The 13,747-nt window shown below is 54.4% G+C and carries 10 protein-coding genes and 11 tRNA genes; all 21 read right to left on the bottom strand.

The features are described from left to right. Positions 1–361: 361 nt before the first annotated feature. The 21 genes from ABC395_RS03065 to ABC395_RS02965 all read right to left on the bottom strand — a co-directional run bounded on the left by ABC395_RS03065 (position 362) and on the right by ABC395_RS02965 (position 13,745). Positions 362–997: a serine/threonine-protein kinase gene (locus ABC395_RS03065; protein ID WP_413000608.1), complete on the bottom strand. Its 636-nt coding sequence runs from the start codon at positions 995–997 to the stop codon at positions 362–364. 133 nt (positions 998–1,130) lie between these two features. Next, positions 1,131–2,429, bottom strand: a complete 1,299-nt coding sequence (locus ABC395_RS03060) for an MFS transporter (RefSeq protein ID WP_413000606.1) — start codon at positions 2,427–2,429, stop codon at positions 1,131–1,133. A gap of 185 nt (positions 2,430–2,614) precedes the next feature. Continuing rightward, positions 2,615–3,067 carry a GtrA family protein gene (locus tag ABC395_RS03055; RefSeq protein ID WP_413000605.1) on the bottom strand — a complete coding sequence of 151 codons (453 nt, stop codon included), beginning with the start codon at positions 3,065–3,067 and terminating at the stop codon, positions 2,615–2,617. Between the two features lie 3 nt (positions 3,068–3,070). Continuing rightward, positions 3,071–3,838, bottom strand: coding sequence for an alpha/beta fold hydrolase (locus ABC395_RS03050; protein WP_413000604.1), 768 nt, complete (start codon positions 3,836–3,838; stop codon positions 3,071–3,073). Positions 3,839–3,998: 160 nt separating this feature from the next. Next, positions 3,999–4,490: a hypothetical protein gene (locus tag ABC395_RS03045; RefSeq protein WP_413000602.1), complete on the bottom strand. Its 492-nt coding sequence runs from the start codon at positions 4,488–4,490 to the stop codon at positions 3,999–4,001. Positions 4,491–4,987: 497 nt separating this feature from the next. Further along, entirely contained in the window at positions 4,988–5,152 is a 165-nt protein-coding gene (locus ABC395_RS03040) for a hypothetical protein (protein WP_413000600.1), read from the bottom strand. A gap of 11 nt (positions 5,153–5,163) precedes the next feature. After that, the gene (locus ABC395_RS03035; RefSeq protein ID WP_413000598.1) at positions 5,164–5,898 is read right to left on the bottom strand and encodes a geobacillin-26 family protein; all 735 of its coding nucleotides are present in this window, start codon (positions 5,896–5,898) and stop codon (positions 5,164–5,166) included. A gap of 375 nt (positions 5,899–6,273) precedes the next feature. Then, a tRNA-Gly gene (locus tag ABC395_RS03030) sits at positions 6,274–6,344 on the bottom strand. Between the two features lie 9 nt (positions 6,345–6,353). Then, positions 6,354–6,428, bottom strand: a tRNA-Gly gene (locus tag ABC395_RS03025). A 360-nt stretch (positions 6,429–6,788) separates the two neighbouring features. Further along, complete coding sequence (locus ABC395_RS03020; protein WP_413000596.1) at positions 6,789–7,460, bottom strand: bifunctional 2-keto-4-hydroxyglutarate aldolase/2-keto-3-deoxy-6-phosphogluconate aldolase; 672 nt, start codon at positions 7,458–7,460, stop codon at positions 6,789–6,791. A gap of 123 nt (positions 7,461–7,583) precedes the next feature. Next, entirely contained in the window at positions 7,584–8,558 is a 975-nt protein-coding gene (locus ABC395_RS03015) for a sugar kinase (RefSeq protein ID WP_413000594.1), read from the bottom strand. A 375-nt stretch (positions 8,559–8,933) separates the two neighbouring features. Continuing rightward, a tRNA-Leu gene (locus ABC395_RS03010) sits at positions 8,934–9,017 on the bottom strand. Positions 9,018–9,029: 12 nt separating this feature from the next. Further along, a tRNA-Leu gene (locus ABC395_RS03005) sits at positions 9,030–9,114 on the bottom strand. A gap of 17 nt (positions 9,115–9,131) precedes the next feature. Beyond that, positions 9,132–9,204 (bottom strand) — tRNA-Lys (locus ABC395_RS03000). A gap of 8 nt (positions 9,205–9,212) precedes the next feature. After that, a tRNA-Tyr gene (locus ABC395_RS02995) sits at positions 9,213–9,298 on the bottom strand. Between the two features lie 7 nt (positions 9,299–9,305). After that, positions 9,306–9,381, bottom strand: a tRNA-Thr gene (locus tag ABC395_RS02990). Between the two features lie 17 nt (positions 9,382–9,398). Further along, positions 9,399–9,474, bottom strand: a tRNA-Phe gene (locus ABC395_RS02985). Positions 9,475–9,537: 63 nt separating this feature from the next. Beyond that, positions 9,538–9,614 (bottom strand) — tRNA-Asp (locus tag ABC395_RS02980). Positions 9,615–9,670: 56 nt separating this feature from the next. Then, positions 9,671–9,746: transfer RNA gene (locus ABC395_RS02975), tRNA-Val, on the bottom strand. Between the two features lie 22 nt (positions 9,747–9,768). Beyond that, positions 9,769–9,840, bottom strand: a tRNA-Glu gene (locus ABC395_RS02970). Positions 9,841–10,349: 509 nt separating this feature from the next. Continuing rightward, on the bottom strand, positions 10,350–13,745 hold the full coding sequence (locus tag ABC395_RS02965) for a glycoside hydrolase family 2 TIM barrel-domain containing protein (protein ID WP_413000592.1): 3,396 nt from the start codon (positions 13,743–13,745) through the stop codon (positions 10,350–10,352). Positions 13,746–13,747: the final 2 nt, after the last annotated feature.

Here is a 13,747-nt window from a genome sequence, read left to right as displayed (position 1 = left end):
AAAAAGCCGCACCCGTTTGCTGAAGTGCACTCCTTAGAATGGTCATCGGAATAACCCGCGGGTTATCCGATGACCATTCTAGGGGAGCACTTCATTGCAGCGGGTGCGGCTTTTTCTTATGCCGGGCGTCCGGCGGTCTGCTTCGCGGCGCAGGGAGCGCTTAGCGCCGGGCATTGTTACCGGCCGGTTGCAGCGGGATGGGGCCGGCGTCCGAAAGCGGCGGCGCCAGACGGCAATCAGCCGCGTGCCGGAGCATTTCCCCGCTACGACGCGCGCCTAATCCCAAACGCCCCCACCGCCTGGCTCCGGCAGGGCTATTTCCCCCGCGCAATATAAACCGGCGCAGGCGTATCCGCTTGCCCTAAGAGGAGTTGCGGCGGAGCCAGCGGTAGCTCTTGCGTACGCCGTTCAGCAGCGTGTCCGGCATCGGGATAGGGCGCTTGGACAACAGCGGCACATACAGACGGTAGTAGGCTTTTTTCATATCCTCCCACATCGTATCCGGCGTGTCATCCAGAAAATCGGAAACGTCCAGCACTTTTCCCCGGCCGTCTTCCATCATGACATTTTTGGCATGCAGATCCTGCGGCACCAGACCCAGCCTGCGCGCATATTCACACGCTTCTTCGATATCGAGAATAACACGTTCGGGAATCCGTATTCCCGACCGGATGCAATCGTACAGCGTCTTCCCGTTCATCCGTTTCAGGATGAGATAAGGCTTTTTCGCATAGTGGCAGCGGGAATACGCGGGGTGCTCGCCCAGCTTCCGGTACACTTCGACCTCGTCTTCCCAGCCGTCCCTGCCGGGGGCGTATACTTTAACGACCAGCCCGGGCATGTCCGGATGCGAGACGACGGCCGCGTAATTGCCCGCACCGACTAACTGCCAGGGAGCGGGAAGTTTATGTACCACGACGGGGTCATGGGGCCTTTCGCTTTCAAAGTCGAGGCCGGGCAGAAGCTCCCGTTCGATCTTTTGTATCCATGCTTCCATTTTAGTCTCCCAACGAGTTCTTATGCTCTTATTGTAGAGGGTTCCGGGTGCCGGCACAATGGACCTTCCCTTTCCTGAACAAAAAAAGAGCACGGCGCACCGTACTCTTCCCCTTCCAGGCTGTATTCCCGGGCTAAACCGGCCTGCTTTGATCCGGCGTCCCCGTCTTTGTCCTGCCGCTCTGCCGCTCCAGCAGCACTTTACGCCCCAGCGTCAGTGCCAGGATAAGCATGACCGCTCCCGTTCCCGCGGCAATCCCGTATTGCTGAACCCAATGCGGCAGCTCCTCCGCCTTTTCGTACAGCACGCCCCCGAGCAGAGGGCCCAGGAAAGCCGCAAGTCCCGTCAAGGTGTTGTACATGGCGATAAACATCGGCCTCTCGCCCCTCGGCGTATCCCCGATAATGAAATTAAAAGCCAGCTGGTTGAATCCCCCGGTTCCCGCTCCAAGCAGAATGTGAACCGCAATCAGCACCGGAAGAGCCGGAATCCAGGCCAGCATCCCCCAGAGCAGGCATGACATCGACAGAAGCGGGAGCGTCCAGAACAGCAGCCGCCGGTTGCTCCACCGCGCGTTAAGGTTTCCCCAGACGTAGAAAGAAATCATCATCACGGCCGTCTGCAGCACTGTCAGAACGGATATCGTTTCGTAACTCACCTGCAGCAGCTTTAGCATCACATACGAGAAGAGCGGCACCGCAATCCCCTGCAAAAAAAGCCAGAATGACAGGAAGGTCGTCGCCCTGATATACGAAGTGTCTTTCAGGGGACGCGTAAGCATGGGCAGAAGCCCGCTTTCCGCCGAAGGTTCGAATGGCGGATTCGGATAAAACAGGTAAGCGATTACATTGAGCACGGCAGCCGTCCCGATCACCAGGTGAAGAACTTCAAACCCCGCCTCGTTACCGAGCTTGTCCAGTATTTGCCCGCCCACAAACAGGCACAGCGCTCCCAGCGCGTTCAGAATCATGTTGCGGATGCCGAAATAACGGGCTCTCACCGAAGGCGGCACCATATCGGCCATCAGTGTCGACCAGACCACACCTCCGAAGGCGTTCGAGAGAAACGCCGACGTGTACAAAGCGATATAAGCGGGAATCCAGAACTCGCGATCCAGCACAAGGGGGATTAATCCCGTAGCCGCCCATAAAATACGGTGAAGCCCTCCGAAAACGAGAATCTGCAGCTTCCGGTTTTTCCATCTCTGCATAAAAAAAGCCATCAGAATCTGCCCGGCATTCACGATTGTCGTCATGGCAAGCACGAGTCCGATCTGTGCGGACGTTGCGCCGAGATAAAGCAAATAACCCGTCAGGAACGGACCGTTGAGAAGGGTTTGAACCACCGTGGCCGGAGCCCCTTCGAGAGTCGCGATCCAAAGATGTTTACGGGTCGGGGTGAAACGGTTCCAGGAGCGGGTCTTGGCCTGCACGTCGGTAGCTCTCCTTTGAGCCGGTGCTGTTTTCCGGCTTCGTCAGCAAAATGTTTGCGCTTACGCGATAGATATAAGAAGACGGACAAAAGAAGACACCTTTTATCCGTTACAGAAGTTCAGGTACATTATACTGCAAAAATCCTCCGCCGTCTGTCTGAAATCCGGCGAATTTTCTGTCCTTATCAAGGCTCCAATGTTTCGCCTTCTTTGCGCTTTTCACCCGCGGCGAAAACCCACCATTTGCTGGCCGCGTAATTGACCAGAAGCAGCAGTACCGTTACCGTCAGCTTACTCAGCAGCATGTTCCAGCCCAGCACATCGCTGCATACATAGAGCAGCGCATAGGACAGCCCCAGACACAACCCGTTGACCAGCAGGAACTTCAATGCCTCCGATACCCGCACCGGCTCTTGGCTGGCAAACGTCCATTTCCGGTTCCAGAGATAGCTGTTCAACGTTCCGCACAAGTACGAAACCGTCTGAGCCGCACCGTAGTGAAACTGCAGGCCCGAGAACAGCAGCCAGAACACGGCCCAGTCCACCGCCGTATTGCCGACCCCCACCGCCCCGAAACGGAGCAGACGGAGCATTTCCGGGTTAAGCCGCTTCTTTCGCCCGTTATTGTTATTGTTCACGTGTCAGTTCTTCTCCTTCTCCCCGATTCCGGCCATCCAGTCTGTAATCGCTTCGGCCGTCCGCCGCGTCTGCTCCTCCGGGGAAATCGCGGCCGCATGGTCGCCCTTCTGGGGACCGTAACTGCCGAATTGACCGTGGTTGCCTCCCGGCAGAGTCATAAGCTTGGCGTCCTCCGGCAAGTTCTTCTTGCTCTTCTCGAATCTGTCGCGGTTCAACACGCCGTCCTCCGAGCCGGTCACAGAGAGAACCGGAAGCCCTTTGTCCCGGAGGCTTCCTTTATCATCGGCGTACGACGCCAGGAAAAACACGCCCCGCAGCCCTTCCGGATGCTCCGCCGCATAGCGGGCCGCCATCACGCCGCCAAGCGAGTGCCCTCCGATGACGAAGGTCTCCCCGGGACGGGCCGCCAGCACCTCCGAGGCACGGCCGCCTCCCAATACCGCCAGATTCAGCGGCATTTTGACGACGACCGTACGGTGCCCGAGACGAGCCAGCTCCCCGGCCAGAGGCGCGTAGCTCTCCGGCTTCACCAGACCGCCCGGGTAGAAGATCACGCCGGGCTCTTTCGGCTCCGCTCCTTCGTAGACTGTTACATCCTTGCCGTCCGTAACGGTTATACCATCGCCGCTTCGCATAGCCTCTACCGCCGCGCGGTCCGGGCCGTACGGCCGCAAATATATCGCCGCCGCTATTCCCGCGGCAAGTATAAAGATCACCAGCGCCAGAAGCCATTTCCTGCCGCGTGATCGTTTTTTTGCCCCTTCAGCCATTCTCTCTCCTCCGTCTCCTTGGAACTCTTCAGGAATTCCGTTCCACCTCTGCTGCGGGCTGCGTTATCTGCCTGCCGGAACCAAGGGGAAACACCTGTCCTTCTCCTGTCATTGATGTCTTCAACGCCTATCGTATCACAGCTGCGCTTTCCGGCGCACATTATCCTCCGGGGAAGTTTTCTGCTGTCTCGGCAGCAGTCTTTTTGAGGACGTCCAGGCTCTCTCCGCTTACTTCATACACCGCTCCGCCCAATTCCATCCGGGGTGAATCTCCTTTGCCTTGAAACGGCACGTAAAGCCTGCGGACGTCATCGACCGCCGTGGCGACCGGCAGTTCCTTCCGGATGCGGACCGACTGTCCGGACGGCAGCATAAGAAGCAGCCCGGGCTTGTCCGGCACATCTCCGGCCAGCTCGGCCGTACACTTGCAGGGCCCCTTTGCGGTAGATTCTATCACTTTCTCGGCATCGTCCACCAGCCGTTGATACCGGGAATCCGTCTGCGGCACCTCGATAACGCGGCCGTTCCAGTTGAGCACCACTTTCTCCGGGGTAAGCTCAGCTGAAGGCAGCCATAGCGAATCCGCTCCGGCCGCTGCCATAGTTAAGATAACGAGGCCGCCGGACAACCTTATCCACTTGTTGCGCCGCATAAGACACCTCCTGTAACGTACTTACCCAGTTAAACGACGCCGGGAGAGAAATGTTGCGTAATCCGTAGAAGGATGGAAGGCAGTTAAAAAAAACGAGCTTCATGACTCGCTTTAAGGAGCTAAGATTCTCACTGCGCTGGAACAGATTCTAACTGAAGCCTTCAAGGTATAGTCGGAATGAATGGTTCTTCTTTCTTTACTCAGAAAAAGGCAGACGGAAGCCGTTTAAGAGCGGTGGCTAAGCTAAGCCAATTGGGCGATAAGTAGGGAGTCCGTTGCTGAATTATTCGAAATCATGAGAGTTGATAAAGTGTTCTTTTAAAAGTGACATCTTCACCTGGGTAGCAGAAAACGTTAATGCATTGATTTCTTCCGCTATTGGAAACTTAAACTAAAAAACCCGCCTAAAAGGCGGTTTCTTTCGATGAAGATCAACATTAAAATATAATATAGCCAATCAAAAAGAAACCTCTCCTTAAAAAAGATTCTTTTTGTTGTTATATGCTTAAAACTGTGTTAGCCCAAAGAACCCCTAAAACTCCTGCTGCAACAACTCCACCGCCTATAACCCTAACCAATATGTTTGTTTTATTTTTCAAAAAAATATATAGTCCCCCTGCCGCAAGAAACAAACATACGACTGTAGTTAAAGCAGTAAACATTTCATTCCCTCCTACACCTGGAAGTAAAGATAATAAGCGTCATTACACCTTCTATCGAGTTTTAAAGCTGTATCCAGCATCTTTCCTGTTAATCCAAGTGCTACTATCATAGTTCCTGCTCCTGTACCTGCAGAAATACCCGTCACAATCACACCTATAATTGTAGTTAGCACTGATGCACTGGCATAACCGATGACTTGATATTCCAACATATTGATATCATCCACAGCCGTCTTAAATTCTTTTAAAGTACCTTGATTTCCAGTCGTCTGTGTGACTTTTTTATAATACCTCATAGTTACAGGAGATTGGGGATCAGGACGTCTTAATTCCCAAATAGAAGGGCTTACCATATTAATATCATACTCAAAGTTCGACCATGTATTCTGTCCAAGCGATGCTTGAGGCGAAATAACGTTGTTATTTGAATTTGTACTTTTAGAAATTGCGTTCAAATCTAAGAGTATCGGTTCTTGGTTTTCTACCTCTAGTTTAAGTGTATTCTTTTCTTTATCAAAAGTTGCCACCGTATTGATCCCGTTCTCGACAGCGGTAACAGTACGAGTATCTTTTTCATCTTTAATTGATTTAATTTCGAGACCAGATGAGAACTTTTGGTTTTGATATATTAATTGAGTTTCATCACTTTGGCTAGTTTCAGCAAACACCCCTGTTGCTGCAAACGAGCCTAGCAGCATTGAGATAACAATTGTAGAGCTGATTGTCTTATTATTTAATATTTTCAAGGTTTATTCTCCTTCAATACTCGTATTTTATATAACATGTGGCATCGCATTATTTACAATAACAACTAAGAATATATTGAGAGTAACAAAACACCACTTTTCTTTATGGTAACTTTTAATTTGTTTTCCATATTTTGTACTCTATACAAACAAAAAAGTTTCTCTCTAAATTGACATAGAGTAGTTAATTTCCATGAAAATATAAAGAGTCAAGACATTAGATTCTAGAGTTATCGTCTATAAGCGAATCATTAAACTAAAACTATTAGAAGTGAGGTTACCAATTAGTCAGAAGATCTATTCTTCATTGTTATGGTTTATAAATAAACAAAAACCCCTTGCTAGGCAAGGGGTTTTTGTTTTAGGTTTTTTGTAAGCGGGTGATGGGAATCGAACCCACGCTACCAGCTTGGAAGGCTGGAGTTCTACCATTGAACTACACCCGCAAAGGTGTTTGGAGCGGAAGACGGGAATCGAACCCGCGACCCTCGCCTTGGCAAGGCGATGCTCTACCGCTGAGCCACTTCCGCAAAACTTTTCGTCCGAATCATTTCCGAATCGACAAGAGATATCATAACAAATAATTCATAAAAACTCAATCCTTTTTCCACCCAAATTTCAATCCAATTTTTTACACCTTTAATAAACAGGGAAAAACCCTTCATTTCCGCACATAAAAAAGGACCGGAGGCTTCTCCGATCCTTCTTCTTCGCCTGAATGGCACGACTAGCCTGCTCTATCGGTGCTTACGTCACATGACGATGGTCAACACATCGCGCAAAAGCTCCCAATCTGCTCTCTTCATACCATGCAAAGCTCCGGACGCGCTGGATAGAGGCACATGAACACGCCGTTCAACCGGCTCCGCACATCCTACACGCCGGTTGCCTTAAGAAAGAGCCGCTTTCGCTTCTTTGAAAGCCTGCGTGTACTGGGCCGCTTTCTTCGCGATCAGGCTGAAATCGCCGGTTTTGGACGCTTCCGTCGTCAGGTCCGAACCGATTCCGACGGCGACCGCTCCCGCTTTGATCCAATCGGCAAGATTGTCGAGGGACACGCCCCCGGTCGGCATGATGTTAGCCTGCGGCAGTGGCCCTTTGATCGCCTTGATCACGGACGGCTCGTACAAGTTCCCCGGGAACAGCTTCACGATGTCTACGCCCAGCTCCAGCGCTTCCTGGATCTCCTTGACGGTCATCGTGCCCGGCATTACCGGCACGCGGTACCGGTTGCAGAGCGCCACGGTCGCCGGATTCAGGGAAGGCCCTACCACGAACTCCGAGCCGCTTAGAATGGCTGCTCTCGCCGTTTCCGGGTCCAGAACGGTACCTACACCGATAATCGCGAATTTGGACGCGTCCTGCGTCGTACTGCTGTAGGTCTTGGCGAGTTTTTCAATGGCCTGGAGCGCGAACGGCACCGTCATCGTCACTTCGATGACTTTAATGCCGCCTTCGATGGCCTGCTCGGCGGCTTCGACGACTTCGTCCGGCGTTTTGCCTCTCAGAACGGCGACTACGCCTTGTTCCGTAATTTTTTTAATCAGCTGTATTTTTTTCATGGGGTCAGTTCATCCTCTCTCTATCGGTAAAATCAGTTTCCGCAATTCAGTCACTGCGGATTCGCCTCTATCTTGGCTGGCGTCCGCCCCTATACTCGGCGGCTGCAAGCGCCGCGGCCGTCTTCAGCGCTCGATATGACGACTTCCCTGAAGCACGGCATCGACTTCCTCACGCGTCGGCAGGCCCTCCCAGTCTCCCGGAGCCTGAACGACCAGCGAGCCGAGCAGACTGCCCAGTTCCACCGCCTCCAGGTGGCTTCTGCCCTGCAGAATGCCGGACAGGAAACCGGCACAGAAACCGTCTCCGGCTCCGATCGTGTCAACGACCCGCTCCGCTTTAACAAAAGGAACGGAGGCCACCCGGCCGCCCTCGATCAGGAACGTTTCGTTGTCGCCGCCTTTAAGCACGGTCACGGCACGAAGCTTGCTCAGCCTCCCGACAATCCCGTCAAAATCTTCCGTCTCGTAAAGGAGCTGAAGCTCATCCAGACCGGGTAGAAAATAATCGGCCTCCTCCGCGAGGGCAAGCAAAGTCTCTCTGGCTTCTCCGATTCCCCACAGCTTAAGCCGCAGGTTCGGATCGAAGCAGACTTTCACCCCGTGCCGTTTGGCCGTGCGGACAGCGGCGATGACCGCTTCTTTGCAGCTTTCGCTCAGCGCGGGCGTGATGCCGGTTATATGCAAAATTTTGGCTCGAGCTATATAATCCTCATCGAGATCGTCCGCCTTCATGAGGCTCATGGCCGAATTTTTACGGTAATAGTAGACGGAGGCTTTACCCGATACCGCTTCACGAAGCATCAGCCCCGTCGGCGCCTCGGACGAAAGCACGGCTCTGGAGACGTCCACGCCTTCGCCGCGTATTTTTTTGACCACCATCCGGCCGAAGGGATCTTTCCCCAAGCGTCCGAACCATCCGACACGATGCCCGAGCCGTGCAAGACCGATCGCCACGTTGCTTTCGGCCCCCCCGAACGAAGCGGTGAGCTGCGGTGAATATTCAATTCCTTTTCCTGAATCGGGCATCAGTAGAGCCATCGACTCCCCGAAAGTCACCACATCCGGATAAATAGGGGACTGCTCCTTGCCTTGCTCCATCGTTCATCCACCTCGCCGTTAGATTCTTGCAGGCTCAGGCATTATCCACAGGCGGCACCCGGCCATGCTTGTTTATTTGCTTCCCGAAAAAGACCTCGTTCGCACACGGATGCGCAGCAGAATCCTTAGGGGAGGAATGCAAAGGTTTGTATCTCATCTTAGAGTCCTTACCGGAAAATGACCCGCTTACGAACTTTTATAATAAGAAGGCTTCTTCCTCTTTACATTATAACAGAAAGCACTTCCCTTTAGGTATGAAAATGTTCATTCGAACGAAAACAAACAAAACAAACCTCTTTATCCTATTCCTGCCGTTTAAAGAAAAAACAAAAAAAGCCTTGATTGCTCAAGGCTTTCTTCGTTGTTGATGCGTGATGCGGACAAGAGGACTCGAACCTCCACGGCTGTTACACCACTAGAACCTGAATCTAGCGCGTCTGCCAATTCCGCCATGTCCGCATGAGGATTTGATGGTGCGGTCGGAGGGATTTGAACCCTCACGCCCATTGGGCACTACCCCCTCAAGATAGCGTGTCTGCCGTTCCACCACGACCGCATAAGACACTTGAAAAGTGAGCCATGAAGGACTCGAACCTTCGACACCCTGATTAAAAGTCAGGTGCTCTACCAACTGAGCTAATGGCTCTTAAAAACTGGTGGAGGCTGATGGATTCGAACCACCGAACTCGTCAGAGAACAGATTTACAGTCTGCTGCGTTTGGCCACTTCGCTAAGCCTCCATGAAACTGGTGCCGTCGAGAGGACTTGAACCCCCAACCTACTGATTACAAGTCAGTTGCTCTACCAATTGAGCTACAACGGCATATAAGGTTGTCTAAATGGTGGCTCGGGACGGAATCGAACCGCCGACACGAGGATTTTCAGTCCTCTGCTCTACCGACTGAGCTACCGAGCCTTGCATGGTTTGCACCAACCCAATCGGAATATGCGGGATCGATGAACGGTTGTAAAACTTAAATGGCGGAGCTGACGGGATTCGAACCCGCGGTCTCCTGCGTGACAGGCAGGCATGTTAGGCCTCTACACCACAGCTCCAAGTAGTATTCCCTCATCCCAGGAAAATTATGATGGTCGGACTCATAAAATCTGGATGGTGGACGCTGACGGGATCGAACCGCCGACCCTCTGCTTGTAAGGCAGATGCTCTCCCAGCTGAGCTAAGCGTCCATCTTTTGTAGTAGGAATAGAATGACCCGTAGGGGATTCGAACCCCTGTTACCTCCGTGAAAGGGAGGTGTCTTAACCCCTTGACCAACGGGCCATGATGTTTGTCTTTTTTGGCGACAAGGATTATTGTATCAGAAATTTAAAAGATTACAAGCTTTTTCTTCTATCCAAAATATCCTAGAAATTTCCGCTATATGGGCATGCTTTTTCTGACGATTAAAACCGCGTTTTTCCCCGAAAAATCAAGGATTTCGGTGTTCATGCTTAAAAAGCTGAGGCCGTATCCGGATCACTAGATTCATGTCTATGAACATGATACAGGAACATAAATTCGCTTTCGTGGGCAAGACTTTCATAGTGGTTGTGTTAAGCCGCGTCTTGTAATGACGTGAACCGCGAGCTGCCTCAAATTCACGATGGGTACATGACCTTAATTTTCCGACATCGCGCAAATCACAGGCACGTGTTACGGCAATGCGCGACAGCCTGCCGAGACCCTCTTATCCAAAGTAAACGCAGGCAGCACATTAATGGTTATGGACGAAAAAAACACGCCCTTGCTCACAGGAGCATAGGACGTGTTTGGTATGAAAGGGGGCTTGCTCAGCTTAAGCCGCCGGAGCGAAGATCCTCAGCTGTCTGTTCAGGATGCGCATCGCCGGCTAGCGGCTTAAGCCTTACCGCAAACTGAAAAGCCTGCGGTTCCAGCACATGCGGCGGAAGCTGCTTCGGTCCGCAGCTGTTGCTGCCCAGCCCGTTTTGCTTGTAATCCAGGTGAAGCGTCACAAAATCCCGCGGAATCAGATCGCATTCGTACGGGGCCGCTTCTAGGTCCTCCGGCGTGTAGCGGCTGGCTCCGAAGTCAAAGGCCGGCCGGCCGGCCGCCATAAGCCCGGAGCCCTGCACGCCGCGCAGGTATGCCCAGCGCACGTCGGAACGGTTGCCGCTTTCCTGCGGCTTGACGTACGGGAAGCGCAGGTCGTCGACCGCCGAGTCGTACAAGCCCATCCGCGCCGCTTGTCTGCTGTCCGGGTAAGATTCTCCCGGACCGAGCCCGTACCAGGTCACGCGGTCGGTGCTGCCGGGCAGCTCCATCCGCAGGCCGATGCGGGGGAGCATCTCAGGCGGCGTGCCGTCCGGTTCGCCCTGCACGGACAGGTCCACCGTTCCATCGGCGCGAACGGTGTAGACCCACGTGCAGGCGAAGCCCCAGGCGTACACCGGCGGTGCCGTGCGGATGGAAACGGTCACGCGGACGGAGCCGTCCGTGAGGCGCTCCCAGCCGCTTCCGCGCACATCGTCGGCCGCCATATGCACGCACGCCTTGCGCCAGTCGGCGACAACGTACATGTCGTTGTCGATCGGGGCGCGCCACAGGGCGAGCCGCGGTCCGCTGCCTTCGGCGATCACCGGGTTGCCCGCATGCCGCCAGGAGGCGATGCGTCCCCGGCGGCGGTCGAAGACGAGCGTGAAATCCGCTCCCGTCAAGGTGAGCTCGCGGTCCGCTTCTTCGACCCGGATGGCGTCAGCGGCGGCGGTCCGGGCAGCATCATGCTGCCCAAGCGCCTCCTGCGGAGCGGCTGCCGCCATGCCGGACGCCGCAGCCCCGCTTAAAGCCGCCGGTTCGGCTGCGTTCCCGCGGGCACCTGCGGATGTCCCCACAGATCCGGCTTGAGAGTCTGCATGATTTGCAGAGGCTCCCGTGGAAGAAGCGACGGCGGAGTTTAGCACCGCCCCGGTCGCATCACGCTCCGGCTCCCCGGACGCTCTTAGGTCCCCCGTCATCTTCTCGGAGACGGCATGAAGCGGGAACTGCGCCCACGCAATCTCGTGGCCTTCCTCCGCCCAGGCTGCCGGTGAGGCCAGCACGATGCGCACGGTCAGCCAGTATTCGGCGGAGCCTTCTTCGTCTGCAGGCAGCACGGGAAGAACGATGCGAAGAGTACCTTCTTCTCCGGCAGCCAGGTCCGGCAGCTCGGCCTGGCCTCCGCAGACGAGGCGGCCGTCCGCCTCCAGCTTCCACGTGCAGCGGAAATTTTGCAGGGAAATAAAATCGTAATGGTTCCGGATAACCAGATCGGCGCTGCCTTGGTTTTTGCCCGGTTCCCATCCGGAGATCTCAACAGATATCGGTTCGATCGTTTTCTTGTACTCCAAAAGACCCGGAGACGGCGTGCGGTCAGGTGTGACAAGTCCGTCGATACAAAAGTTGCCGTTGTTCGGCTGATCGCCGTAATCCCCGCCGTAAGCGAAATATTCGCGGCCATCCGCTTTTTTCCGCCGCAGTCCGTGATCGATCCACTCCCAAACGAATCCGCCCTGGAGCCTCGGATATGTTCTGAACAGTTCCTCATAGTGTTCGAGCCCGCCGGGACCGTTCCCCATGGCATGGGCGTACTCGCACAAGATATGCGGTTTGTCCAGCTCCTTCATTTCCCCGAACCCGCGCATTTTCTCGGGAGACGAGTACATCGTGCTGAACACATCGCAGGCTTTTCCTTCACGGTCTCCTTCGTAGTGAACGAGCCTCGTGGAATCGTAAGAGCGGCACCATTTGTACATCGCCTCGTGATTGCAGCCGAAGCCGGATTCATTGCCGAGTGACCACATGATAATCGAAGGATGATTTTCGTCCCGCAGGACCATTCTCCGCATCCGGTCCACATAAGCATGTTCCCAGGCGGGATCGCCGCTGAGCCGGTTAGCGTCCCCGATCAGCTCGAAGCCGTGCGTCTCCAAATCGGTTTCGTCCATGACATACAGGCCGTACCGGTCGCACAAGTCGTAAAAGCGCGGATCGTTCGGATAGTGGGCCGTCCGCACCGCATTGATGTTGTGCTGTTTCATCATGCGGATATCCTGCTCCATCGTCTCCGGTGTAACGGTTCTGCCCGTATCGGGATGATGATCGTGACGGTTCACGCCGCGCAGACGAATCGCTTTCCCGTTTACGAGCATGAGACCGCCTTTGACCTCGATGCGGCGGAAACCGGTTTTCAGCGCTGTCGTTTCAAGTACTTTCCCTTCTTCGTCCAGCAGAGTGACGATCAGGTCGTATAAATAAGGCGTTTCCGCGGACCATTGGCGGGGTTCCTTGATTTCCGCTTCAATCGCAAGTGACCGCTCTTTCCCGTTTTCGGCGGCGCCGTCACTTTCCCCGTTGTTTGCGGTCCCGCTTTCTTCCCCCGAGACGATGAGGCTGCCTTCACGGTCCCGGAGTTTCCAGACCAGAGTGAACGAACGGGAAGCCGTATCCGCGGCATTCGCTACCGCCACCTTCACGCTGAGAAGTCCGTTTCTGCATGCTTCATCCAACCCGGCGTGTACCCGGACATTTTGCAGATGCAGCTTCGGCCGGGCCACAAGAACGACATCGCGGAATATGCCGCTGAGCCACCACATATCCTGGTCTTCCAGGTAACTTCCTGCCGACCACTGATACACCTGCACGGCAAGAACATTCCGGCCGCCGCGTATAAAAGGCGATAAATCAAATTCCGCCGTCAGCCTGCTTCCTTCGCTGTATCCGACGTACTCCCCGTTCAGCCAGACGTTGCAGGCGCTGTCTACTCCGTGAAACCGGATGACCACGTCCTTGTCCGTCCAACCTGCAGGCAGGGTAAACTCTCTCCGGTAGCTGCCCGTAGGATTAGCCGCGGGAACACGCGGAGGATCGACCGGGAACGGATAATACAAATCCGTGTAATGGGGGGCTCCGTATCCGTGAAGCTGCCAGCAGCTCGGCACGGGAAGGCGGTCCCAGGCGGCCGCGTCGAACTCCGGCTCATAAAATCCCGCCGGCGCTTCCTCGGGCGAATTCGTGTAACGGAAAGCCCACGTGCCGTTTAGAAGCAGCGTCCGGTCCGAACGTTCTTCGGCGTAAGTAAGAGCTTTTTTTTCTTCTCCGTAGGGAATAAAACTGGCCCGGGCCGGCAGGCGGTCCCGCTCAAGCACGTCGAGATTTTCCCAATCCCGCCGCTGCAAATGTAGTTCCTTCATGT

It is taken from the genome of Paenibacillus canaveralius, from assembly GCF_047238265.1.
Taxonomy (GTDB): Bacteria; Bacillota; Bacilli; order Paenibacillales; family NBRC-103111; genus Paenibacillus_F.
Note: the sequence above shows the minus strand (reverse complement) of the source record. Positions and strands in the feature narration are given on the sequence as shown.